General features: G+C 54.5%; 25 protein-coding genes. 13 read left to right on the forward strand and 12 right to left on the reverse strand.

The features are described from left to right. On the reverse strand, positions 1–618 hold the full coding sequence (locus LGM20_RS00595; RefSeq protein WP_002922654.1) for a trimeric intracellular cation channel family protein: 618 nt from the start codon (positions 616–618) through the stop codon (positions 1–3). Between the two features lie 275 nt (positions 619–893). Here LGM20_RS00595 and LGM20_RS00600 point away from each other — a divergent pair, with 275 nt between their 5' ends. Further along, positions 894–2,153: a chloride channel protein gene (locus tag LGM20_RS00600; protein ID WP_044525053.1), complete on the forward strand. Its 1,260-nt coding sequence runs from the start codon at positions 894–896 to the stop codon at positions 2,151–2,153. Between the two features lie 49 nt (positions 2,154–2,202). Here the strand turns inward: LGM20_RS00600 and LGM20_RS00605 are convergent, their stop codons facing one another. Continuing rightward, entirely contained in the window at positions 2,203–3,066 is an 864-nt protein-coding gene (locus LGM20_RS00605; protein WP_002922636.1) for a YicC/YloC family endoribonuclease, read from the reverse strand. 623 nt (positions 3,067–3,689) lie between these two features. Between LGM20_RS00605 and LGM20_RS00610 the strand changes: the two genes are divergently transcribed. The 6 genes from LGM20_RS00610 to pyrE all read left to right on the forward strand — a co-directional run bounded on the left by LGM20_RS00610 (position 3,690) and on the right by pyrE (position 10,001). Continuing rightward, complete coding sequence (locus LGM20_RS00610) at positions 3,690–5,390, forward strand: lysophospholipid acyltransferase family protein (RefSeq protein ID WP_044525052.1); 1,701 nt, start codon at positions 3,690–3,692, stop codon at positions 5,388–5,390. An 89-nt stretch (positions 5,391–5,479) separates the two neighbouring features. Further along, on the forward strand, positions 5,480–6,445 hold the full coding sequence (locus LGM20_RS00615; protein ID WP_044525051.1) for an HlyD family secretion protein: 966 nt from the start codon (positions 5,480–5,482) through the stop codon (positions 6,443–6,445). Continuing rightward, positions 6,438–7,355, forward strand: a complete 918-nt coding sequence (locus LGM20_RS00620) for an ABC transporter ATP-binding protein (protein ID WP_023291370.1) — start codon at positions 6,438–6,440, stop codon at positions 7,353–7,355. The genes LGM20_RS00615 and LGM20_RS00620 overlap by 8 nt, the downstream gene beginning before the upstream one ends. Continuing rightward, positions 7,342–8,481: an ABC transporter permease gene (locus LGM20_RS00625; protein ID WP_023291369.1), complete on the forward strand. Its 1,140-nt coding sequence runs from the start codon at positions 7,342–7,344 to the stop codon at positions 8,479–8,481. The genes LGM20_RS00620 and LGM20_RS00625 overlap by 14 nt, the downstream gene beginning before the upstream one ends. 96 nt (positions 8,482–8,577) lie before the next feature. Then, on the forward strand, positions 8,578–9,294 hold the full coding sequence (gene rph, locus LGM20_RS00630) for a ribonuclease PH (protein WP_023319338.1): 717 nt from the start codon (positions 8,578–8,580) through the stop codon (positions 9,292–9,294). A 65-nt stretch (positions 9,295–9,359) separates the two neighbouring features. Then, entirely contained in the window at positions 9,360–10,001 is a 642-nt protein-coding gene (gene pyrE / locus LGM20_RS00635) for an orotate phosphoribosyltransferase (RefSeq protein WP_004205073.1), read from the forward strand. A gap of 45 nt (positions 10,002–10,046) precedes the next feature. Here pyrE and slmA read toward each other — a convergent pair whose 3' ends face one another. The 3 genes from slmA to coaBC form a co-directional block, all read right to left on the reverse strand. Beyond that, entirely contained in the window at positions 10,047–10,643 is a 597-nt protein-coding gene (gene slmA, locus LGM20_RS00640; RefSeq protein WP_004205072.1) for a nucleoid occlusion factor SlmA, read from the reverse strand. 124 nt (positions 10,644–10,767) lie between these two features. After that, complete coding sequence (dut, locus tag LGM20_RS00645) at positions 10,768–11,226, reverse strand: dUTP diphosphatase (protein ID WP_004145270.1); 459 nt, start codon at positions 11,224–11,226, stop codon at positions 10,768–10,770. Next, positions 11,204–12,418, reverse strand: a complete 1,215-nt coding sequence (gene coaBC, locus LGM20_RS00650; protein WP_044525069.1) for a bifunctional phosphopantothenoylcysteine decarboxylase/phosphopantothenate--cysteine ligase CoaBC — start codon at positions 12,416–12,418, stop codon at positions 11,204–11,206. The genes dut and coaBC overlap by 23 nt, the downstream gene beginning before the upstream one ends. A 172-nt stretch (positions 12,419–12,590) precedes the next feature. Here coaBC and radC point away from each other — a divergent pair, with 172 nt between their 5' ends. The 4 genes from radC to mutM all read left to right on the forward strand — a co-directional run bounded on the left by radC (position 12,591) and on the right by mutM (position 14,842). After that, entirely contained in the window at positions 12,591–13,256 is a 666-nt protein-coding gene (gene radC, locus LGM20_RS00655; RefSeq protein ID WP_017900054.1) for a RadC family protein, read from the forward strand. Positions 13,257–13,472: 216 nt separating this feature from the next. Continuing rightward, a complete protein-coding gene (gene rpmB, locus LGM20_RS00660; protein ID WP_000091955.1) occupies positions 13,473–13,709 on the forward strand; it encodes a 50S ribosomal protein L28 in 237 nt (78 codons plus the stop codon). A 20-nt stretch (positions 13,710–13,729) separates the two neighbouring features. Beyond that, entirely contained in the window at positions 13,730–13,897 is a 168-nt protein-coding gene (gene rpmG, locus LGM20_RS00665) for a 50S ribosomal protein L33 (protein ID WP_002922510.1), read from the forward strand. Positions 13,898–14,032: 135 nt separating this feature from the next. Further along, positions 14,033–14,842, forward strand: a complete 810-nt coding sequence (gene mutM, locus LGM20_RS00670) for a bifunctional DNA-formamidopyrimidine glycosylase/DNA-(apurinic or apyrimidinic site) lyase (RefSeq protein WP_044525050.1) — start codon at positions 14,033–14,035, stop codon at positions 14,840–14,842. Positions 14,843–14,965: 123 nt separating this feature from the next. Here mutM and coaD read toward each other — a convergent pair whose 3' ends face one another. The 7 genes from coaD to rfaQ form a co-directional block, all read right to left on the reverse strand. Continuing rightward, positions 14,966–15,445 carry a pantetheine-phosphate adenylyltransferase gene (gene coaD / locus LGM20_RS00675; protein ID WP_004205067.1) on the reverse strand — a complete coding sequence of 160 codons (480 nt, stop codon included), beginning with the start codon at positions 15,443–15,445 and terminating at the stop codon, positions 14,966–14,968. Beyond that, positions 15,442–16,218 carry a glycosyltransferase family 2 protein gene (locus tag LGM20_RS00680; protein WP_023291366.1) on the reverse strand — a complete coding sequence of 259 codons (777 nt, stop codon included), beginning with the start codon at positions 16,216–16,218 and terminating at the stop codon, positions 15,442–15,444. The genes coaD and LGM20_RS00680 overlap by 4 nt, the downstream gene beginning before the upstream one ends. After that, the gene (gene waaA / locus LGM20_RS00685) at positions 16,218–17,492 is read right to left on the reverse strand and encodes a lipid IV(A) 3-deoxy-D-manno-octulosonic acid transferase (protein ID WP_004205065.1); all 1,275 of its coding nucleotides are present in this window, start codon (positions 17,490–17,492) and stop codon (positions 16,218–16,220) included. Before waaA ends, LGM20_RS00680 begins: the two co-directional genes overlap by 1 nt. A gap of 91 nt (positions 17,493–17,583) precedes the next feature. Then, positions 17,584–18,573: a glycosyltransferase gene (locus LGM20_RS00690; RefSeq protein ID WP_023291365.1), complete on the reverse strand. Its 990-nt coding sequence runs from the start codon at positions 18,571–18,573 to the stop codon at positions 17,584–17,586. Positions 18,574–18,602: 29 nt separating this feature from the next. After that, positions 18,603–19,697, reverse strand: coding sequence for a glycosyltransferase (locus LGM20_RS00695; protein ID WP_044525049.1), 1,095 nt, complete (start codon positions 19,695–19,697; stop codon positions 18,603–18,605). 2 nt (positions 19,698–19,699) lie between these two features. Continuing rightward, complete coding sequence (locus tag LGM20_RS00700) at positions 19,700–20,827, reverse strand: glycosyltransferase family 4 protein (protein WP_044525048.1); 1,128 nt, start codon at positions 20,825–20,827, stop codon at positions 19,700–19,702. After that, a complete protein-coding gene (rfaQ, locus tag LGM20_RS00705) occupies positions 20,824–21,900 on the reverse strand; it encodes a putative lipopolysaccharide heptosyltransferase III (protein WP_044525047.1) in 1,077 nt (358 codons plus the stop codon). Before rfaQ ends, LGM20_RS00700 begins: the two co-directional genes overlap by 4 nt. 111 nt (positions 21,901–22,011) lie before the next feature. On the opposite strand from rfaQ, the gene LGM20_RS00710 reads away from it, so the two are divergent. Together LGM20_RS00710 and LGM20_RS00715 are read left to right on the forward strand one after the other, a co-directional pair. Beyond that, positions 22,012–22,974: a polysaccharide deacetylase family protein gene (locus LGM20_RS00710; RefSeq protein WP_023291361.1), complete on the forward strand. Its 963-nt coding sequence runs from the start codon at positions 22,012–22,014 to the stop codon at positions 22,972–22,974. 18 nt (positions 22,975–22,992) lie between these two features. Next, entirely contained in the window at positions 22,993–24,072 is a 1,080-nt protein-coding gene (locus LGM20_RS00715; RefSeq protein WP_044525046.1) for a glycosyltransferase family 9 protein, read from the forward strand. The last annotated feature ends 16 nt before the right edge of the window (positions 24,073–24,088 follow it).

A 24,088-nucleotide genomic window follows, 5' to 3' on the forward strand; every position in this document is an offset into this window, starting at 1 on the left:
TTAGTGGGCGTCGTGGGTGTAGTGGAAGACCGGTAGCCCGAGCTTCCAGCGCAGCGCCAGCATGCGGGCGGTAAAGCCGAACAGCAGCGTGGCCAGGACCACCACATCGTGGCTGCTGACGTAGTGTTGCAGCGCTATATAGAGTACCGCTGCGGCAAACGAGATCCCGGCATACAGCTCTTTCTGGAAGACCAGCGGAATGCGCTTGCAGAACATATCGCGCAGTACGCCGCCGAAAACGCCGGTGATGACCGCAGCAATAGAGGCGATAACCGGGCCTTCGCCCATATCCAGGGCGATCTGCGCGCCGATGATGGAAAACACGATCAGCCCCAGCGCATCCAGCACCAGGAAAAGCCGGCGAAGGTGCGGCATTACCGGGGCGGCAATTGTGGTAAGGACGGCGGCGACGGCGACAATGATGACGTATTCCGGATGCTTCACCCAGCCGAGAGGATAGTGTCCCAGCAGGATATCGCGAACAGAACCCCCGCCCAGCGCGGTCGCGGTGGCGATAATAATGACGCCAAACGTGTCCATCCGCCGACGACCGGCAGCCAGCGCTCCGGTCATGGCTTCCGCGGTGATACCGATTAAATACAGAACATGAAGCAGCATAGATCCCCCCAGACAGTGGCCGGCAGGTTAACGATTTGTGCGCAGGATCACGATTGATATTTTCTAAAGTGAAGTCGTTAGGCCAGGAAAAAGTAATGACAACATGGCTTAAATTGGCTTTATTTGGTGGTTAAGTATTATTTTTTGAATTTTTACAGATTAGAAAAAGTAATGTCTTATTCCCGATCGGTTATCTATATTGAAAACGCTATGAATACCTAATGTTTAAGTCCCGACCTTTATCCTTTTATTTTCTTTCTCGAGGAGATGAGAAAATGCGTGTCGCCGCCGGGAACAAACATTATCTGACTCGCCTGATGGCTGTGGTATTAACCGGGATTCTGGCCGGTCTGTCCGGTATGGCGCTGGCGCTGATTTTACATGCCATTCAGCACCTGGCTTTTGGCTACAGTCCAGCGCATATCGTTGGTTCGGTGTCATTTTTACAGGGCGTCACGGCGTCGCCCTGGCCACGTCGCATCGCGGCAATCGTGGCCGGCGGCATCGTCGCCGGATTTGGCTGGTGGCTGCTTGGTCGCTATGGGCAGAAGCGGGTTTCCATTGCCGCGGCGGTGGCTAACCCTTCCGTCCCCATGCCCGCGGGCACCACGACGATCCACGCTCTGCTGCAGATCGTCACCGTAGCGCTGGGTTCCCCGCTTGGCCGCGAAGTGGCCCCCCGGGAAATGGGCGCGCTGGGAGCGGGGATGGTGGCGCGTAAGCTGCGCCTGCTGGAGGATGAAACCCGTACGCTGATTGCCTGTGGGGCGGGCGCGGGCCTGGCGGCGGTGTATAACGTCCCGCTGGCAGGGGCGTTGTTCACCCTCGAGGTCATGCTGCTGTCGTTTAGCTGGGAAAAAACGCTGGCGGCGATAATGACCTCGGCGATTGCCGCCTGGACGGCCACCCTCGGGTTAGGGGATGAATCGCAATACCATTTTGTTTCCAGCGCGCTTCCGCACACCTTTCTCTGGTGGGCGATTCTGGCGGGCCCGATTCTTGGCGCCGGCGCCTGGCTCTTTCGCAAAGCGACCAGCGCAGCGCGTTCACGCGTGCGAAGTAACTGGCAGATGCCGGTGTTCTGTCTGCTGGCGTTTTCGCTTCTGGCCGTCCTTAGCCTCTGGTTCCCTGCGCTACCGGGCAATGGCAAGGGGCCGATGCAGCTGGCGCTCAGCGACGGGCTGCCTCACTCCATGGTCGCGATCCTGTTAGGGCTGAAGCTGGTGGTGATCCTGGCGGTGTTGCGCGGCGGCGCGGAAGGCGGGTTGTTAACCCCGGGGCTGGCGGTGGGCGGGTTGGTCAGCCTGCTGCTCTGCGCGCTCTGGCAATCAGGGTTCCCTGGCGGAGATGAAAGCAGTTTCGCCCTGGTGGGGGCAGCCGCTTTTCTCGCCGCCTCCATGCAGATGCCGCTGACGGCGGTGGTGCTGGTGATGGAGTTCACCCACATGGATCACAGCTATCTGGCCCCGACGCTGCTGTGCGCGGCAGGGGCGTTTTTGACCTGCCGGGTACTGGATAAAAGACATTGCTTTTGAAATGAATGAAAAAAGGCCGGTAAACCGGCCTTCAGAAAGGTATCTGAGATTACTCGATATTCTGGATCTGCTCGCGCATTTGCTCGATCAGCACTTTCAGCTCAATCGCAGAGTTGGTGACCTCGGCATTGATCGATTTTGACGCCAGGGTGTTCGACTCACGGTTGAACTCTTGCATCATAAAGTCGAGACGGCGACCCACAGCCTCTTTCTTTTTCAGAATGTTGTAGGTCTCTTTTACGTGGGCTTCGAGGCGGTCCAGCTCTTCGGCAACGTCGATACGCTGCGCCATCAGCACCAGCTCTTGCTCGAGACGGTTATTCTCCAGCTGCACTTCCGCATCTTCCAGCTTGGCGACCAGACGCTCGCGCTGCCACTGGAGAATTTCCGGCATATGGGCGCGAACTTTCGCCACTTCGCCGCTCACGCCTTCAAGACGCTGCTCGATAAGCGCTTTCAGCGCCTGGCCTTCCGTTTCGCGAGCGACGATGAAGTCATCCAGCGCGCCGTCAAGGGCTGCCAGAATATCGGCGGCGATGGCGTCAAGATCCTGTTCTTTGGCGGCCATCACGCCCGGCCAGCGCAGGATATCAACCGGATTGATTTCCCCTTCATCACTCTGCATTTTTACCCAGTTGGCGGCGTTAACCAGCTGTTTAGCCAGCTTTTCGTTGAGAATCAGTTCGCCCTGAGCGCTGGGGTCTTGTTCAAAACGCAGGGTGCATTCGACTTTACCGCGAGTCAGGCGGGCGCGAATGCGCTCGCGTACCACGGGCTCCAGGCTACGGAACTGCTCCGGCAGGCGGAAGTACGTTTCCAGATAGCGCTGGTTTACCGAGCGCAGCTCCCATGCGGCGCTACCCCAGTCACCCTTGATTTCACGGCGGGCATAGGCGGTCATACTGCGGATCATAGACGTTCCTGTTTTCGTAATAATGAATGCAAGGATTATAGCTATGCCGGCGGTGACTTAACAGGAATAGTGATGAAATACTTCAAGACTGATTTTTTAAGGGACATAGCTTCGGTGTATTTAATGCGATTACTTTGCTTAGTGAAATGTATCCTTTTATAGCAGATAGGAAATAAGCTTTGATTCTTTCGCGGCTTAAGCATCATTATGCTGTTAATTTTTATCAAATGAATTCTGTCTATTCGCAGTAAAGCTATCTCTCCCTGCTTTCAGGCAGAATAAAAAAGAGTGAAAAACCGTAGGCCTATTTTTATTATTGAATGTGAGTATGATCATCCACATGTTTTTGTATCGTCTTAAAGCTATATCGTGGTATTTTTTACAAAGTATAACCGCCAAAAATGTTATGGGGTATTACCTTTAACTATTATGTATGCTTTTTCTGAATTCAATATGACAAAAGTATTAATATCTCTGTTGGGTGCATTCTCTTCATGAATATAATCAATTTAATTATATTTATTTGTTTTGTAATGGCAATGATTTAACTTTATGTAGTATTGTCCGGCAGCAAGATCGCGAGTATAGTCATTTTAGATGAGTTCTATAAAAAGGATTTTAATATGGACACTATCTTTGATAAAGTCATTAGAGAATTTTTCCCAAATACAAATATACCCTTTTGGAAAAAATGGCTTTTCAGGTCCGCTTTCGGCAATAAGAAATTTACTCGCATAATATATAACGATCGGTTAGTTAATCAAAGTGGAGTCGAATGGGTTAATTCGGTCGTCGATCTCCTTGAATTGCAATGTGCAACCGAACAACATCAATTTAATAACATACCCGAAAATGGGGCAGCGGTTGTTATTTCAAATCATCCAACTGTCATCGATGGTCTTGCTTTAATACATACGGTCTCCCGGGTGAGGAAAGATATAAAAATAATTGCCAACCACATTTTGCCAATTATATTTCCACAGGTGGCAGAACTGACCATTGGTATTGAAAATATGGCCGGTAAGATGAGCCATAAAAAATTTAGAGAGATGAACAATCATCTGCGAGAGGGAGGCGTATTAATTATATGTCCAGCGGGTAAACTGGCTAACTGGTCTCTTTCAGGTTTACAGGAGCATAAGTGGAACCCCGGTTTTTTACAGCTGGCGATGAGAAATAATGCGGCGCTGGTGCCTATTCATATTACGGGTAAAAACAGTAACGTTTATTATCTTACTGCAACGATCTGGCGGCAACTGTCAAATATAATGGTTATTCGTGAAGCTCTCCGCCATCGTGGAAAGACCATGGGAATCAATATCGGACAGCAAATAACCTTATCTTCATTGCAAAAATACAATGAAGATCTTTCTGCAGCAGCTAATGTATGTTTGATGCACCTCCAGAGCATAGGGAAGAATGGAGCAGCTCTTGTCGATACGATTTCGCCACAAGGACTAAAAGAAGATAGAGAGGATTTAATAAGTGCGATAGATGAGTGCGAAATATTAAGACAGTTTGATGATGGAAGAAAATTATTGATTTATCGCTGCAATACTGGCCGTTTCTCACCAATTATTGATGAGTTAGGACGCTTACGCGAACGCTGTTATCGCGATATTGGTTCAGGGTCCGGTAAAGATAGAGATAATGATATTTTTGATGAAAGTTATTATCACATTTTATTGTGGGATCCTGCTGAAACAGAAATTCTGGGGGCGTACCGTCTCGTTCCTGTTGGCGAGCAACTCGCCCGCCATGGAATAGCTGGCCTCTATAGTAATAGCTTATTTAAATATCATGATAGCGCCTATTTGTGCTTAGAGCAGTGTGTAGAAATAGGTCGTGGCTTTATCCAGAAACCTTATCAAAAAGGTAATGTTCTTGATTATTTATGGCAAGGTATATTCGATTTTATAAAAAGATACCCCAACTATAAATATTTATTAGGTGTGTTGACTATCCCAGGATCTTTTCCTGAAGAGGTACAGAAACTGATTGTGAGTTTTTATAATATGTACTTTCCCACCACGACTGATTTTTGTACACCAATAGCCCTGTTCACGGTAGAAACTACACAAAGCGATAGTCCTTTTAGCGGAAACGATTTTAGCGAAGACTGGAGTATGTTAAATCATCTTCTGAGAGAAAAAGGTTATAAGCTGCCCTGGCCTTTTAAACAGACTGCTAAATGGTTCTCTCCAGGTGGGTCGTCGATTATTTCATTTACTAAAGATGAGGCTTTTAACTCGATAGCTGGGTTAAATCTGAGCGCTATTGATAAATTGAATGAAGTATACGTTAAACATTATTTAAAAGACTGAGTTGACGATGACTAGCGGGTACTGGAGTAATGATGCTTTAATCCAGCCGTCAGTAATAAGGGAAATGATATGCGTATGGATACGTTTTAATGCAAAAGTCAGTAACTAAATGCTTTGTCATGATTTCGATGCTAGTACTCTCGGGATGTGATAACAAACCGGATAACATGCTATCCGGTTATTCACATGGTGAATTTGTATACCTTTCTTATTCTGGTAATGAAAAAATAGAACGAATCTTCATTAATAAGGGCGATAATGTCATTCCAGGACAGGAGTTAGTGAAGATTGACTCCTTCGATGCACAAAATATTTTCCTGCGTGCTGAAGAAAAACTTTCAGCTGAGAGCGCAGTGTTACGAAATCTGAAATCGGGAGAGCGGCCAGAAGAGCTGGATATTATACGGTCACAGCTAAAAAAAGCCCAATCGGCAGAATCACAGGTAAAGCGGCAGCTTGGGCGATATCGTCATCTTTATGCCAACCATGCCATATCGCGGGCGGAATGGGAGGATATCAGGGATGAGTTAACGCAAAAAGGCGCACAGGTTGAAGAGTTAATTAATCAACTCAAGGCACGGCAACTACCGGCCCGTCAGGATGAGATTAGCCAACAGCTCTCGATGGTGGCCGCGGCAAAACTCGAACGTGATAAAGCGCTTCGGGATGTTCAGCAAACGACGATTGTATCTCCAATAAATGCCAAAGTTTTTGATATTATATATCGTGTCGGGGAGCGTCCTTCAGCCGGCAGACCAATAATCAGTCTGTTACCACCTGAGAATATAAAAGTACGCTTCTTTATACCCGAGGCGATGCTCGGTAAATTTTATATCGGGACGAAGGTAAGACTTTTATGCGACGGTTGTGCAGAACCTATTCCTGGCGTTATTAATTATATCAGTCCTGAAGCAGAGTTTACGCCCCCGGTTATTTACAGTACGAAACGCCGTGAAAAACTTATTTTTATGGCCGAGGCGATCCCTGTCCTGGAGCAGGCTGAACGGATGAAAATCGGTCAGCCGTTTGATGTGGAGATTATTGGCAATGAATAATCTTTGTATTGATGTGAAAAATCTCAATAAACATTTTGGCGAACATCATGTCGTAAAGGATTTCTCATTACAGGTGGCAAAAGGCGAGATTTATGGTTTTCTTGGTCCGAACGGTAGCGGAAAAACGACATCGATACGGATGATGTGCGGTTTGATTACGCCCGATTCAGGTGAAGGTTTTTGTCTGGGTATGGACATCTTCACTCAGCGGGAAAAAATAAAACAAAAGATAGGCTACATGACTCAGTATTTCTCGATGTGGGGAAATTTAACTATTCGGGAAAACTTATATTTTATTGCACGATTATATGGCCTTGACCAGCGTAAGGCCCGGGTTGAGGATGCGCTTACAGAATTAGGTCTTACTTCCCGGCAGCACCAGCTGGCTAAGGAACTTTCTGGCGGCTGGAAGCAAAGAATGGCCCTCGCCGCCTGCATGTTGCATGAACCTGTTTTGCTGTTTCTGGATGAACCGACCGCTGGCGTGGATCCAAAAGCGCGACGGGAGTTCTGGCAAATGCTGCATCAGCTCTCTGACAAAGGGATCTCAATACTGGTGAGTACGCATTATATGGACGAGGCAGAGCGCTGCCATAAAGTTGCTTACCTCTCTTATGGTCGGCTACTGGCGAATGGCACTATTGCATCGATTATCGCTTCGCAGAATCTTATTACCGTGAGAACCAGCGGCGCTGGGCTGACGGTGCTTGAAAGCCAGCTCCAGCGCTTGCCGGATATTGAACAAACGGTCATTTTTGGCAATCAGCTTTATGTTACTTCCAGAGATGAAGCGAAGTTAGCATCCGCGCTATTTGCTTTTAAACAACAGGGTTATGAGTTCTGCCAGGTCGATACCAATCTGGAAGACGCATTTACCTATTTGATGAAAAACAATTGTGAAAAAAATTAATTTAAACTTCTCTCTAATCCGCTGGTTCGGTGTGGTTATTAAGGAGATCCACGAATTACGTCGTGATAAAGTCAGTATCAGCATGGTACTCCTTACCCCTATTTTTCAGCTGATCATTCTTGGCTATGCGATAAATATGGACCCGCATCATCTTCCTACCGCATTACTGAATTACGATAGCGAACGCATGAGTCAGGTTTTTGTGACAGGAGCGCAAAATACCGGATATTTTTCGATGATACCAGTCGATTCTGAAGAGGCAGCTCAGAAAGCATTTGTTCGAGGTGATGTCACTTTTATCGTAACGATCCCCGAGGGGTTTACGCGCAAGATGCTGCGTGGAGAAAAACCTCAGCTGCTCATTCAGGGGGATGCTATCGATCCGATGACCACGGGAAATGCGTTAAGTGCTCTGGTGCAGGTTGCGAAATCGATGTTTCAGCAAGACTTGCCGGGTGAAATGCGTGTAGAGCAAAAAGAGGATGATTTTGAGCTTATTATCCATCGCATGTTTAACCCGGAGGGGATCACCCAGTTTAATACGATTCCCGGTATTATGGGGTCGATACTCAGTACAACCTTGATCCTGATGACCGCTCTGTCGATTACTCGTGAGAGAGAAAACGGTGCGTTAGAAAATTTACTGGTTTCTCCTTTGACGGGGCTTGAGGTCATTGTTGGTAAGATAACACCTTTTGTTATCATTGGCCTGTTTCAGGCGACGTTAATTCTGATTGCCGCCGTTCTGTTATTTGATATTCCTCTTCATGGCAGCGTTTTCCTGCTTTTTTTGGTGTTGTTAATTTATGTCTTCCTCTGCCTGTCAATCGGCATTGGTATTTCTGGCATAGCGCAAAACCAACTGCAGGCGCTGCAAATGTCGTCATTTTATTTTATCCCTTCCATTATGCTGTCTGGCTTTATCAGTCCTTTTATTAGTATGCCCGACTGGGCGAAAGCCATTGGCTCCTGTTTGCCGCTGACCTACTTCATCCGGTTGGTAAAGGGCATTATGCTGAAAGGGTATTCTGCGACGGCATTATTACCCGATCTGTTGCCGCTGATTGGCCTGGCGGTGATAGTGATCGGCGTAGGGTTGAAATCTTATCGGAAAACGCTGGACTGACATTATGTGCGCGCCCGGCAGGTGTTGGCATAGGCTTTTCGCCATGAAATTCGTATAATGCGGCCTTACATTCGTTTCAAGCCGGAGATTTCTATCATGCGTCCAGCAGGTCGTAGCGCCAACCAGGTGCGCCCCGTTACCCTGACCCGTAATTACACAAAACACGCTGAAGGCTCTGTGCTGGTTGAATTCGGTGATACCAAAGTGCTGTGCACCGCCTCCATTGACGAAGGCGTACCGCGTTTCCTGAAAGGACAGGGACAGGGGTGGATCACCGCTGAATATGGCATGCTGCCGCGTTCAACGCACACGCGTAACGCGCGTGAAGCGGCAAAAGGCAAACAGGGCGGCCGGACGATGGAAATTCAGCGCCTGATCGCCCGTGCGCTGCGCGCGGCGGTTGATCTGAAAGCGCTGGGCGAGTTTACCATCACCCTCGACTGCGATGTGCTGCAGGCCGACGGCGGCACCCGCACCGCGTCTATTACCGGTGCCTGCGTGGCGCTGGCCGATGCGCTGAATAAGCTGGTGGCGGCCGGCAAGCTGAAAACTAACCCGATGAAAGGGATGGTGGCGGCGGTCTCTGTTGGGATCGTTAATGGCGAAGCCATCTGCGATCTGGAGTACATCGAAGACTCTGCCGCGGAAACCGATATGAACGTGGTGATGACCGAAGATGGTCGCATCATCGAGGTGCAGGGTACGGCAGAAGGCGAGCCGTTCACCCATGAAGAGCTCCTCACTCTCCTGGCGTTAGCCCGAGGGGGGATCGAATCCATTATTACGACGCAGAAGGCGGCGTTAGCAGATTAGTTTTTAAGGCGACTGAGAAGTCGCCTTTTTTTTGACCGTAAAAAAGTAAGATGAGGAGCGAATCCATGAAGCCGTATCAGCGCCAGTTTATTGAGTTTGCGCTTAGCAAGCAGGTTCTTAAGTTTGGCGAGTTCACGCTGAAATCCGGGCGTAAGAGCCCCTATTTCTTTAACGCCGGCCTGTTTAACACCGGGCGCGATCTGGCTCTGCTGGGCCGTTTTTATGCCGAGGCGCTGGTGGATTCCGGGATTGAGTTCGACCTGCTGTTTGGCCCGGCCTACAAAGGGATCCCGATTGCCACCACCACCGCGGTGGCGTTAGCCGAACACCATGACCGCGACCTGCCTTACTGCTTTAACCGTAAAGAGGCAAAGACTCACGGCGAAGGCGGCAATCTGGTCGGTAGTCCACTGCAGGGCCGGGTCATGCTGGTGGATGATGTGATCACCGCCGGTACGGCGATTCGCGAATCCATGGAGATCATCCAGGCCAACGGCGCGCAGCTGGCGGGTGTGCTGATCTCCCTGGATCGTCAGGAGCGCGGCCGCGGCGAAATCTCCGCCATTCAGGAAGTGGAGCGGGATTACGGCTGCCAGGTTATCTCGATCGTCACCCTGAAAGAGCTGATCGCTTACCTGGAAGAGAAACCGGAGATGGCGGAACACCTGGCGGCAGTTCGCGCTTATCGCGAAGCCTACGGCGTGTAACGAAAAAGCCCGGTAAGCAGAGCGCTACCGGGCAATGCAAAAAAACTACTGCAGCTGTGCGGCGACCAGCGGCCAGCGGGCGTCGAAATCATCCGTCGGACGGTATTTGAACTCGCTGCGCACAAAGCGCGACAGCATGCCCTCGCAGAAGGCCAGCAGCTGGCTGGCCAGCAGCGTTTCGTCGAGAGTGTAGCCTTCGCCTTCGCGCATTTTTTTCTCGCGCATCACCTGACGCAGCTGCACTTCGATGCGTTCAAAAAGCTGGTTGATACGGCCCTGCAGCCGATCCTGTTCGAACATCAGCGCGTGTCCGGTGAGGATGCGCGTCAGCCCAGGATTACGCTCGCCAAACCCAAGAATCAACAGAACAATCAGGCGCAGGCGCGCTGATGTGTCCTTCTCATCTTTCAGAATCAAATTGATGCGCGTAATCAGACTGTCTTCAATGAACTCGATCAGGCTGTCAAACATGCGGGTTTTGCTGGGAAAATGGCGATACAGCGCGGCTTCAGAAACGCCGACGGAAGCCGCCAGTTTCGCGGTGGTAATACGTTGGCTACCATCGCTGGATTCCAGCATTAGCGCCAGAGATTGAAGTATTTCTTCGCGACGATTCCGTTTCGCAGTTTGCTTTTCTGCCATGTTTTAAAATACCCCTGAAAATAAGCACTTGTCAGGCAGACATCCACAACGCGACCGCAAACCAGAGTTTGCGGTGATGTTATTGCATTATGCGCGTTGGGATGCAGATTCCGTGTTGCTGGGCTTATTTACGCCCTGAGTGACCGAAGCCGCCTTCGCCGCGGTCGGTGGCATCGAAAGATTCCACCAGGTTAAATTCCGCCTGCACGACCGGCACAAAGACCATCTGCGCGATACGTTCGCCCGGCTCGATAATAAAGCTCTGCTGACCGCGGTTCCAGACGGACACCATCAGCTGCCCCTGGTAATCGGAGTCGATAAGGCCCACCAGGTTGCCCAGCACCACGCCGTGCTTATGACCCAGGCCCGAGCGCGGCAGGATCACCGCCGCCAGAGAGGGATCGGCGATATGAATCGCAAGGCCGGTCGGCAACAGCGTGGTTGCGCCCGGCGCCAGCTCTACGGCGTCGTCGAGACAGGCTCGCAGGTCAAGTCCGGCGGAGCCGGAGGTGGCATAGGTCGGCAGCGGAAATTGCTGGCCGACACGCGGGTCCAGAATCTTAACGTCGATTTTTTTCATCATAACGGGTCACGATCTCGTCGAGTAATAATTGGCCCAGGAGTTCCTTGCGCTCAAGTGGTAAGCGCTTTTCCCCATCCTGCCAGAAAAGGTGTAATGCGTTGCTATCGCTGTTAAATCCCTGATTAGGCTGGGAAACATCGTTGGCGCAAATCAGGTCGAGGTTTTTGCGGGCACGTTTTTGCCGCGCATATTCTTCCACATTATTCGTTTCGGCGGCAAACCCAACGACGTAGGGGCGATGCGATTTTAGCGCTGCAACCCCGGCGACGATATCCGGGTTTTTAACCATTTTTATTGTTAATTCATCACCTTGTTTTTTTATTTTATCTTCGGCGATGGCGGCGGCGCGGTAATCCGCCACCGCGGCGCAGCCAATAAAAATGTGCTGCTGCTGAGCGCTGGCCTGGACGGCCGCTTCCATTTCCAGCGCGGTAGTGACATCAATGCGCTGCACAAAGGGCGGTGTCGGTAGCGATACCGGTCCGCTGACCAGGGTCACGTTCGCGCCGCGCTGTGCGGCGGCGGCGGCAATCGCGAAGCCCATCTTACCGGAGCTGTGGTTTGAGATGTAACGCACCGGATCCAACGGCTCACGGGTCGGGCCCGCGGTAATCATGAGGTTGAGATGTTGCAAATCTTTGACAGGGGAAGCGAAATGCTGTGCGGCCATCTCCACGATGGTTAACGGATCGAGCATTCGCCCCGGGCCGACGTCGCCGCAGGCCTGGCTACCGCTGTCCGGTCCCCACAGCAGCAGGCCGCGGGAAGCGAGCGTCTGCAGATTATGCTGGGTGGCCTGCGCGCGATACATCTGCTGGTTCATGGCGGGCAAGACGGCAACCGGGGAAGGGGTGGCGAGACAGATCGTCGACACCAAATCATTGGCCATGCCTGCCGCCACGCGGGCGATCAAATCGGCGGTCGCCGGGGCGAGGATCACCAGGTCGGCCCATTTTCCGAGCTCAATATGGCCCATGGCCGCTTCCGCCGCCGGATCGAGCAGGCTGTCGGAAACCGGATAGCCGGATACCGCCTGCAGGCTGAGTGGGGTGATGAACGCTTTTGCCGCCTCCGTCATTGCGACACGCACTTCCGCGCCGCGTTCACGTAGTCGCCGTACCAGTTCCGGGGTTTTATACGCCGCGATACCGCCGCTGACGCCCAGGACGATTTTTTTACCCGCCAGAGTCATCATGATGTATTCCTGTTGCCGTAGACCAGAATCCGCGCATCTTATCACAATCCTGCCGCCGTCGTGCCTCTGACGGGCATTCACTTTGCGAGCGGCTACGCAGGGTGAAAAGCGGCGGGTCGGCAGCGTCGTCAGGTTGTGCCAGGATAGGCTGATTCACGCAGGAGGGCGCATGGACGGAACGGAAAATCTGATGCCACGGGAGAAGATGCTGCAATTCGGCATCGAGGCGCTGACGGACGTTGAGCTACTGGCGCTGTTTCTGCGCATTGGCACACGCCGTCAGGATGTGCTGAGCTACGCCCAGGCGTTATTGCAGCGTTTTGGTTCGCTCTACGCTCTGCTTTCCGCTGATAAAGCGCAACTGGTTGCCGTTGACGGGCTGGGGCTGGCGAAATATGCGCAACTGAAGGGGATTGCCGAGCTGGCGCGGCGCTATTTTAGCTCGCAGCTGGTTGAGGAGGCCGCGCTGGTCACCCCCTCGATGACGCGGGAATTTTTGCAAAGCCAGCTGACGGAAGAGGAGCGCGAGATCTTTATGGTGATCTTTTTAGATAATCAGAACCGCGTGTTGAAACATAGCCGCCTTTTTTCTGGTACTCTTAGCCACGTTGAGGTGCATCCGCGAGAAATTGTACGCGAAGCCATCAAAGTGAACGCCGCCGCCGTGATCCTTGCGCATAATCATCCCTCCGGTAGTCCGGAGCCGAGTCAGGCTGACAGGCTGATTACCGAAAGGGTGGTAAAGTGTTGTCGATTCATGGAGATACGTGTGCTTGACCATCTGGTTATCGGCCGCGGTGCGTATGTATCTTTTGCCGAACGTGGCTGGATTTAGCCCCGAACTGGCGATCCTTCGGGATCTTTGTCTGTTCGGGACTTGAGCACATCGCCGAGTCAGCGTATACTACGCCACCTTTGAGAATCTCGGGTTTGGCATTTGGGCCTGGCAGTCGAGAGTTCACATTGAACTGCGATGACCAGGCTGTAAAGCCTGACGAGGCGCCAATACCCCATACGAAGCTCGAGCTAATTTGATTTTTGGAGAATAGACATGTCCCGAGTCTGCCAAGTTACTGGCAAGCGTCCGGTGACCGGTAACAACCGTTCCCACGCACTGAACGCGACTAAACGCCGTTTCCTGCCGAACCTGCACTCTCACCGTTTCTGGGTTGAGAGCGAGAAGCGTTTTGTCACCCTGCGCGTATCTGCTAAAGGTATGCGTGTAATCGATAAGAAAGGCATCGATACAGTTCTGGCTGAACTGCGTGCCCGTGGCGAAAAGTACTAAGTACTTAGAGGAAATAAATCATGGCTAAAGGTATTCGTGAGAAAATCAAGCTGGTTTCTTCCGCTGGTACTGGTCACTTCTACACCACCACGAAGAACAAACGTACCAAACCGGAAAAAATGGAACTGAAAAAGTACGATCCGGTTGTACGTCAGCACGTTATCTACAAAGAAGCTAAAATCAAATAATTTTAGCCTCCTTGTATAAAAACCCCGCTCCGGCGGGGTTTTTTGTTTTTAAAACTCCCCCATATTGCTTTCACACACTCCCTTTTCAGCCACCTGTCCGTGAAGCACAATACGCCGGGTAAATGGAGGAAAATCATGCCTGAATTACCAGAGGTTGAAACCAGCCGCCGCGGCATTGAGCCGCACCTGGTTGGCGCAACCATTCTGCACGCCGTCGTGCGCAACGGACGGCTGCGCTGGCCGGTTTCTGAAGAGATTTATCGCCTGAGCGACGTTCCGGTGCTCAGCGTGCGTCGTCGCGCCAAATACCTGCTTCTGGAACTCCCGAACGGCTGGATCATTGTCCATCTCGGGATGTCGGGAAGCCTGCGCATCCTGAGCGAAGAGCTGCCTGCGGAAAAACACGATCACGTTGATCTGGTTATGAGTAACGGTAAAGTCCTGCGCTATACCGATCCGCGCCGCTTTGGCGCCTGGCTGTGGACCAAAGAGCTGGAAGGCCACCCGGTGCTGGCGCATCTGGGGCCGGAGCCGCTGAGCGACGCCTTCAACGCCGATTATCTCCAGCAGAAATGCGCGAAGAAGAAAACCGCGATCAAACCCTGGCTGATGGATAACAAGCTGGTGGTGGGCGTCGGCAATATCTACGCCAGTGAATCGCTGTTCTCCGCCGGGATCCACCCTGACAGGCTGGCGTCCTCACTGTCGCGGGACGAGTGCGGGCAGCTGGTGAAGGTGATTAAGCTGGTCCTGCTGCGTTCGATAGAGCAGGGCGGCACCACGCTGAAGGACTTCCTGCAAAGCGATGGCAAGCCCGGCTATTTTGCCCAGGAGCTACAGGTCTATGGCCGCAAGGGCGAACCCTGCCGGATCTGCGGCACGCCGGTTGTCGGGACCAAGCATGCCCAGCGGGCGACCTTTTATTGCCGCCAGTGTCAGAAATAGTCACCGGAACAGGAATGATTGTCGGCCAGGTCAGCGGACCTGCGGGTGCGCATCTGGTGGGCCGGGGACGTTTGTAGGCCAGATAAGCGCAGCGCCAGCCTGGCTCATGCCCCAGCAGATGCGTTACTTCAGCTTATTCAACAGCGCCTGGTGGACGTTGGCTGGCAGGAAGTGGGAGACATCGCCCTGGTGGCGCGCGACTTCTTTGACCAGCGAAGAGGAGATAAACGACCACTCTTTGCACGGCATCAGGAACACGCTCTCAAGGGTGGGCATCAAATGGCGGTTCATATGGGCCAGCTGCATCTCATATTCGAAATCCGCCACCGCCCGCAGGCCGCGGATCAGGATATTGGCCTGCTGCGCGCGCGCGAAGCTGGCCATCAGGTCGCTGAAGCCGACCACCTGAACATTCACCAGGTGGGCCGTCGCCTGCTCCGCCAGCGCAATACGTTCATCAAGGCTGAACATCGGCTTTTTACTCGGGCTGGCGGCGATAGCCAGCACCACTTTATCGAACATACTCGCCGCGCGGGTGACGATATCGATATGGCCATTGGTGATGGGATCGAAGGTACCCGGATAGATCGCTTTTGTGCTCATGATGACTCTTTCTCCGAGTAGCCGTGGCTCAGCGCCCACAGCTCGGTATATTTCGTAAACGTATACTGCGCGTTGACCATCGCCAGTAACCAGCCCTGCTTACCGTCCAGCACCCCACCGCGCAGCAGCAGCGTTTTCAGGAACGCGCCCAGCGTGTGGCTGAATATCCCCGCCATCGAGGTCTTCTTGCCCTTCCGGTGGCGTTCTAGCGCCCATGCGGCGGCGTAAGCCAGCTGTTTTTGCTGAAAGCCAGCGAAGTCGCGGCACGTCAGATGCAGGAGATCGCCGGTCAACGGAATGACCTCGGCGCCCAGGCTATCCAGCGATTCATGGACCAGATTATCGTTATAGCGGTAACGGGCGCGTTCGTACAGGCGCAGGACGCGATCGGGGTACCAACCGCTGTGGCGCATAAAGCGTCCGAGAAAATAGTTACGGCGGGCGATGCTGTAGATGGCGCCGCGCTGCGGGGCTGCCAGGACTGTAAGAATAGCCTGTCTGAGTTCCGGCGTGACGCGCTCATCGGTATCGATCATCAACACCCAGTCGCCGGTGGCGTAGTCCTGCGCGCGCTGGCGCTGAATGCCATAGCCTCGCCAGTCGGTATGGGTATAGACCTGCGCCCCGAGGCGGCGAGCCAGCTCGACGGTGCCGTCGGTACTGCCGGAGTCGAGGACGATAATTTCATCCGCCCAGCTAACGGAGTCCAGACAATCCGGCAGCAGGTCCGCTGCGTTTTTGGCGATCATCACCACGGAAAGCCGGTTCGACATTAATGACTCCGCTGCGGCAGGTAAGGTTGCAGTAACTGTAGCAGACGCGACAGCGCGCCCTGGTTCTGGTGCAGCACTTCCACCGCGTGACGGCCATACCACAGGCGGTAGTCTTCATCGGTCAGCAGCGTGGAAACCTCTTTGACCAGCGAGTTAGCGTCGGTGACGGTGATCAGGCCATCGTCCTGCTGCAGCTTGGCGCAGATATCTTTGAAATTGAAGGTATGCGGCCCCATCAGCACCGGAATGGCGTGTGCCGCCGGCTCGAGCGGATTATGGCCGCCGCGCTCCACCAGGCTGCCGCCGACGAAAGCGAGGTCGGCAATGCCGTAGAGCAGCATCAGTTCGCCCATGGTATCGCCAATGACCACCTGGGTACTGGAGGAGGGGATCTCGCCGGTGCTGCGCAGAGTGAAGCTCATTCCGGCTTTTTGCACCATGTCGCGGGCGTCAGGGAAGCGCTCCGGATGGCGAGGAACAAGGATCAGCAGCAGGTTCGGAAAGGTCTCCAGCAGCTTTTTATGCGCCTGGAGGATAATTTGCTCTTCGCCATCGTGGGTGCTGGTGGCAATCCAGACTTTGCGGTGCGGCGCCCATTGCCGGCGCAGCGTCACCGCGCGGGCCGCCAGCTCTGGCGTGACGGAAATATCGAATTTCAGGCTGCCGGTGACCGCCAGCTGGTTGCGCTTCAGTCCCAGCGCGAGGAAGCGGTTGCCATCTTCTTCATTCTGCGCGGCGATAAGCGTAATACGGCTCAACAGGCGGCGCATAAAGCCGCCCAGCTTGGCATAGCCTTTGGCGGAACGTTCGGACAGGCGGGCGTTGGCAATCACCAGCGGGATCTTACGCTTATGCAGCGCGGCTACCATATTCGGCCACAGTTCGGTCTCCATGACGATCACCAGCTTCGGCTGAACGGTGTCCAGGAAGCGGTTCATGGCGCCGGGCAGATCGTAGGGCAGATAGACGTGATGGACATCTTTGCCGAAGGCCGACATGGCGCGCTCGGAGCCGGTCGGCGTCATGGTGGTGACGGTGATCGGCAGAGAAGGGTAGCGGTGGCGCAGGGCGCGAACCAGCGGGATGGCGGCTAAGGTCTCGCCGACGGAAACGGAGTGCAGCAGAATGCCATCCGGCTCTACCTTGTTCTGACAGAAGCCATAGCGTTCCGCCCAGCGTTTACGGTAGGCAGGAGCCTTACGACTGCGCAGCAGCAGCCGCAGCCACACCAGCGGCTGAATAAGGTAAAGTAGGGTGGTATAAAGCAATTCCAAACTATTTATCCGTTCTCTGTTTTGGCGGGCAAATTCTAAGCATTTAGCCCGCGTAAAGCTATCTCTTTGGCGGAAACAGCGGGTTTTTGGTCTATCCCGCGTGGCGATAACGCTTAATACGCAGATAACGGCGTCCCAGGCGCCAGCGTAAACGGAAAGTACAGGCGTTTTTCCAGATTAACCGCCAGATACCGCGGTCGAAGAATTCTTTAATGATAACATGCTTTTTCGACTCATCTTTCATACTGTCGAAGGTGTGGATGATCCCCAGGCCTTCTTTGGCGATCTGCCAGCGACAGGCGGCGATATGGCGCACTTTGTCCGGGTAACGCTGGTTGATCGCCTCCAGCATCTCCAGAATTTTCATGTAATGGCGCGCCGAGCGCATCAGCGTGTCGTCGTTGTCCGGCTTATGCGACACCGACTCAGAGTGGATGTAGTAATCATAGAATTGCTGACTGGTGTACTGCACGCGCTCCGCGGCCAGCAGCGCCTCTGTGGTCCACGGGATATCCTGATGGCGCAGGCCGGGTTCGAAATGGAAGTGATGCTGGCGGATAAAATCGTGGCGATAGATATTGAGCCAGGTGACGTGCAGAAATTTCCGCGAGTCCAGGGCCTGCTTGAGCCAGACATGGCCCGGCAGCACACCGGTCGAGGGCAAGCGATCCAGCGGAAAGATCGGGTGGCTCTCGCGGCGCTTTTCGTACACGTAGGTGCCGTTGCAGGTGGCGACATCGAGATGTGCTTTCTCCGCCATCTCCAGCAGCGTGCGATACATGCCCGGATAGAGTTTATCGTCGATGTCCGGAAACGCGAGATACTTGCCGCTGGCAACCGCCAGGCCGGTATTGCGCGCGACCGAGACGCCCTGGTTTTCCTGCTCCAGCACCTGGACGTTCTGCAGCCGATCCCGCCATTCGGCGATCACCGCCAGGCTGTTGTCCGTCGACCCATCGTTCACCAGGATCAGTTCATAGCTGTCCAGCTGCTGCTGTTCAATGCACTCAAAGAATTGCGCAAGAAATTTCTCACCGTTGTAGACGGCAGCCACGATGCTCAGTAAAGGCGTTTGACTCATAAATCTTCGATCCTGGTTAACTAACGGCGTCAGATGCGCTGCAGCTGACGGTACTGCTGACAAATGGACACGACGCTGAATTTTTCCAGCGCGGCATCGTCGATGGCCGGCGGGTTATGGTAAATGCTTTGCATCGTCTGAGCCAGCGCCGGACTGGTGAGATCCGCCAGACCGCGGGCAAGTTCGCCGGTGAGGATCTCGGTGACGCCGCCGGGGCAGCGGGTGCTGGCGACCGGGGTATGCAACAGCAGCGCCTCCACCACCACATTGCCGAATCCTTCGCTATCCGAGCTCAAAACCAGCATCCGCGCGCCTTTGATCCACGGTAAGGGGTTTTCCTGAAAACCTTTGAACCACACCCGGTCGTCAATCTGCAGCGTTTTGGCCAGCTGGCGCAGGCGCTGCTCTTGCTCCGGTTTCCCCTGGCCTAACAGCACCAGCGGCGCGTCGATGCCGCTTTGCGCGTAGGCTTCGAGCAGGCGGTCGTGGCGTTTGCCGGGATGGAAGCGGCCGACGTGAATCAGGTAGTCGCCGTCCGGGCGCTCGCTGTCGGCTTCCGCCCCGGCGCGCAGGGCGGCGATATCGAAGGGGTTATAGATGGTTTTCAGCTGCGCCGGGCGCAGGGCGAAGGCGTCCACCAGATCGCGCCCCACGGCGTCGGAAACCGCCACCACGTTGCGCCCCTGGTAAATCCGCTTAATTTTCTGCTGCTTCATCCAGCGGTCAAAGCCGGTACGGTGACCAAGATAAGAGGCCGAGAAGACGCCGTGCAGGCAGAACCAGACGTTGTGCTCGCGCAGCGCCCGGCTGCGGGCGACGATGCGGTCGGTTTTGTGCAGGTTGGAGAGCACAAGGTCAAATTGTCCCTGCTGCTCGGCCCGGATGACCGCGGCGTCCAGCTGGCGGGCGCGGCGGGACAGCTCGGTCAGCTTGCGCCACGGTTTGCGGCAGCGATCGGCCACCACCTGGTAGTCGAGCCCCTCGGGCAATGGGTACTCGCAGACGTCGCGTAGCGAAATGAGCGAGACCCGATCGCCGTCGCGCAGGAACTGCGCTGCCAGGGTGAGAACGACTTTCTCCGCGCCGCCGCCGGGCAATCCGTCAATCACAAATAAGATGCGCATCGTTATTTCACCAGATCCTGATAAAGGGAAAGCAGCTGGGTTGAGAGGCGCTCGCTGGTGCAGGTCATGATGCGCTCGCGGGCGCGGTCGCCTTCCGCGGAGCCCAGCGCGCGGGCAGGCAGGGCCATCACCGCCTGCTGCAGCGCCGGGATATCCAGGGCGTCGCAGACGTAACCGTTGTGGCCGTTGACGATAAACTCCGCCCCGCCGCAGCCGGTGGTGGTGATCACCGGCAGACCGCAGGCCATTGCCTCAAGGATAACGTTGGGGAACGGATCGTAGAGGGTCGGCAGCAGCAGGCCATCGGCCATCTGATAGAACGGCAGCGTCTCCGACTGCATGCCGAAGAAGCGCACCCGCGCTTCGCAGCCGAGACTCTTCGCCAGCGCCTGATAGCGCGGCTGATCTTTATCTTTGCCAACCACCAGCAGATAGCGATCGGTCGGGGCGATGGCGCGGATCGCCGCCGCCAGCCCTTTACGCTCAAAGCCGGAGCCGACGTAAATCAGGCAGGTCGCCTGCAGCGGCAACTGCCATTTGGCGCGTAAGGCGGCAAAGGTTTCTTCGCCCGGCGGCAGGAAACGCTGGTTATCAATGGCGTTATAGATAACGTGGATCTTGTCCGCCGGCAGGCCAAAGTCTTCGATGATCTCGCGTTTGATCATCTCGGCGTTGCAGATCACCCCGCGCAGATGCGGGTCTTCGTACATCTCCCGTTCCGCTTGCATCACATAACGGTGGTAGCGGTCGGCAAACAGCAGGCGGCTTTTCCAGGCCGGTAAAATGCGCGAGCGCTGTTGCAGCCAGCGGCGATGAACGCCGTCGCCGGCGCGGTAGAGATCGCAGCCGGGAATACGCTCATGGCTCTGCACCAGGTCGAAGGATTCGCGCTGCCAGAGCGCCCGCGCGGCGTTGGCAAACCCGCGCTCGCGGCTGATGCGCCCCCATTTGCGCGGATTACAGATATGGATCTGCCAGTCCGGTTTCACCGGCCCCTGCCATTCGCGGGTGATGACGTTCAGCTGCAGATGACTGCTGTCGAGGGCTTCCAGCGCGCGGGAGACAAACCGTTCTGCGCCGCCGTCCGGGCGGTACTTCTGCCGCACCAGAGCCAGCCTGAATTTACTCATGCCAGTACCTTTTTCGCCGCCGCGATCACGGCGTCGGTAGGAATTAAATCGAGATAACGTTCGTCGGTGTTGGTGTTGATGGCGTCCGGGTCGGGCAGCGGACCGAAGTCGCCTGCCCAGATCACCTCGCCTTTCGCCTGCCATGGACGCCAGAAGGTCAGCTTCGAGGGGCCGAACAGGGCGACCAGCGGGGTGCCGAGAGCCGCAGCCATATGCATCGGCACCGAGTCGACGCCGATAAACAGCCGGGCGTGATCGATCACCGCCGCCAGCTGGCGCAGCGTTAACTGGCCGGCTAAAGAGTGCAGCCGCGCCTGCGGGCAGCCGGCGATGATGGTCTCCACCATCTTCTTCTCTCTATCGTCGGGGCCGGAGGTGAGTACCACCGGGTACCCTTCGGCGGACAGCGCGTTGATCAGCGCGCTCATCCGATCTTCGCGCCAGCATTTAAAGAACCAACGCGACGTTGGCTGGATGACGATGTAGTTATCCCGGAAGTCCTCCGGCAGCAGGGCGCGGCTGGTGGCCCAGTCTGCTTCGCTGTAGCCCATCCGCGCCGGGGCGTCGTTCAACTGGATACCGAGCGGAGCGAGGATAGAGAGATTCTGCTGGACCGTATGCAGCTGATTATGCTGTTGGGTGGCGGCCAGCGCGGTGTGGCAATAGCGCCAGAACGGGTGGCGACGCTTCGGAAAATCAAAGCCGATCCGCGTCGCGGCGCCGGTCAGTTTGCTGATAATCGCGCTCGGCCACTGGTCGGCAAGGTTGAGCACCATATCGTATCGCTGCTGGCGCAGCGTCTGAATGAGCTGCCATTGCATCTTCAGCTGATGCTTTTTCCCCTGCTTTTTCCAGCGGCGGTCGAGACCATAAATTTGGTGGATATCGGGGTTGGCGGCGAGCATATCCCGGGTCTCTTCATACAGCAGGACATCCACGCTGGCGGCGGGATACTGCTGTTTCAGCGCGTGAATAAGCGGGGTGATCAGCAGCATGTCGCCATGATGGCGCAGCTTAATGACCAGGATCCGCGCCGGGTTCAAGGGGCTGCGGGAGAGGGTTTCAGGCGTCATACTCTGTTCTTCATCCAGGATAAGGGTTCCGATTCTAGGGGATCAGACAGATTGAGAGAAGCGTTGTATTGCTCTACCATGACCCGATACGTATGGCCTGAGGACGTTTTCGTGCACAATCCCGCATTTCTCATCACGATTGATACAGAGGGCGATAACCTCTGGCAAAAACATGACAGCATCACCACCGAGAATGCGCGTTATCTCCCGCGTTTTCAGCAGCTTTGCGAAAAGTATGGCTTTAAACCGGTCTATTTGACCAATTATGAAATGGCCATCGATCCCTTTTATATCGAATTCGCCAGAGACGTGATTGCCCGCGGCACCGCGGAAGTCGGTATGCATCTGCATGCCTGGAACAGCCCGCCGACCGAGCCGCTGACCGCCGATGACTGGCGGCATAAGCCTTATCTCATTGAATACAGCGATGCCATGATGCGTGAGAAGGTCGACTATATGACGCGTCTGCTGGAGGACACCTTCCAGACCAAAATGGTTAGTCATCGCGCCGGGCGCTGGGCCTTTGACGAGCGCTATGCGCGTCTGCTGGTGGAGTACGGGTATCAGGTGGATTGCTCGGTGACCCCGCGGGTGAACTGGAAGACCGCCAAGGGGGCGCCGCAGGGCGATGGCGGGACCGATTATCGTCGCTTCCCGCAGCATGCCTATTTCCTCGATGAAAATGACATCAGCCGCGAGGGCCGCTCGCCGCTGCTGGAAGTGCCGATGAGCATTCAGTACAAGCACTCCGCGTGGATGAACAGCGTGAAGCAGGGCTACGACCGCCTGCGCGGCAAAGTGCGTTCCCCCTCCGTGCACTGGCTGCGTCCGATGGGCGGCAACGTGGAGACGATGAAAAAAGTCGTCGAACAAACGTTGACGCAGGGCAATGACTACGTGGAATATATGCTCCACTCTTCAGAATATATGCCCGGCGGCAGCCCCACGTTCCAGAATGAACGGGATATTGAGCGTTTATACGCTGACCTTGAAGCCTTTTTTAGCTGGCTGGCGCCGCAGGTGAAGGGCATGACGTTGGCAGAATATTACCAGCGGAAAATCACACAGCGCTAACACAGCTCAAGGTACCGTATGCGTATCCTTAAACAATTGACGCGGAAAAAGAACGCTTTTTTCCGCGGTATTAAATTTAATTTAATTAACTATCGATACAGAAATAAGCCGGCGCGCAAACCCTTCGACCCGGCCCCCGTGCGCCGCGTGCTGCTATTGCGCCTGGACGATAAAGTCGGCGATATGGTGGTGACCACCGGCTGCGCCAGAATACTGGCCGAAAGGGGATATCAGGTTTCGGTGTTAACCGGACCAATATGCTGCGAAATATTAGCCGGCTCAGAATTCATTGAGCAAGTATATTTATATCGACCACGCATGTCCTTAAATACGTTACGGGCGGCGGGTTTTGATGCGGTTATCGATTTTGATGACGTGACCAGCTATGAACGCTTTAAATTACTCGCCGATTTACGGGCGACCAGCGTGATTGGCTTTAATAAAGAGCCCTATAAACTTTACGATCATTCGATCGCTTTTTTTGACAGCAACAGCCATATTTCCCTGCGCTATCAACAGGTGGTGAAGCTTTTTGGCGTCGTTGACGACCAGCCATACGACTATCATCTCCCCGGCTGTCGCCATGAGCGGGAGAAAGTGGCGCGCTTGCTTTCCCAGGCCGGAGAGGTCGCACTGCGCGTCGCCATTAACCCTTTTACCGCCTCCGAGGATAAAGACTTCTGTCGTCATCAGGTGGCGACCCTGGTCGAGCGGCTACATGCTCTGCCTTACCGGGTCTGTATCGTGATGGTGGGTCGCAGCGAGAAAATTCAGCAGCTGGGGCTGGATATGGCGCTGTACGTCGCCGACAGCACCATCAACTCCGCCGTGGAGGTGATTCGCAGCTGTGATTTAGTCATTACGCCGGACACCTCGATCGTGCATATCGCCCGTGCTTTCGATAAACCGATGGTGGCGGTCTATAACAAACGCAAACTCAAGGATACCGGGCTGCCCGGCTATCATATCTGGGCGCCGGGCTATGACAAAGCGAGGCAGATCGTTTGTGAAGAAGCGAATGTCGCCGATGTGGCGATTGAGTCGGTATGGCCGGTGATTAAAGAGCAGGCCGACCGGCTGGTCGCCGCCCGCAGTTAATAGAAAAGTGAATATA

Source organism: Klebsiella quasipneumoniae subsp. quasipneumoniae, assembly GCF_020525925.1.
Taxonomy (GTDB): domain Bacteria; phylum Pseudomonadota; class Gammaproteobacteria; order Enterobacterales; family Enterobacteriaceae; genus Klebsiella; species Klebsiella quasipneumoniae.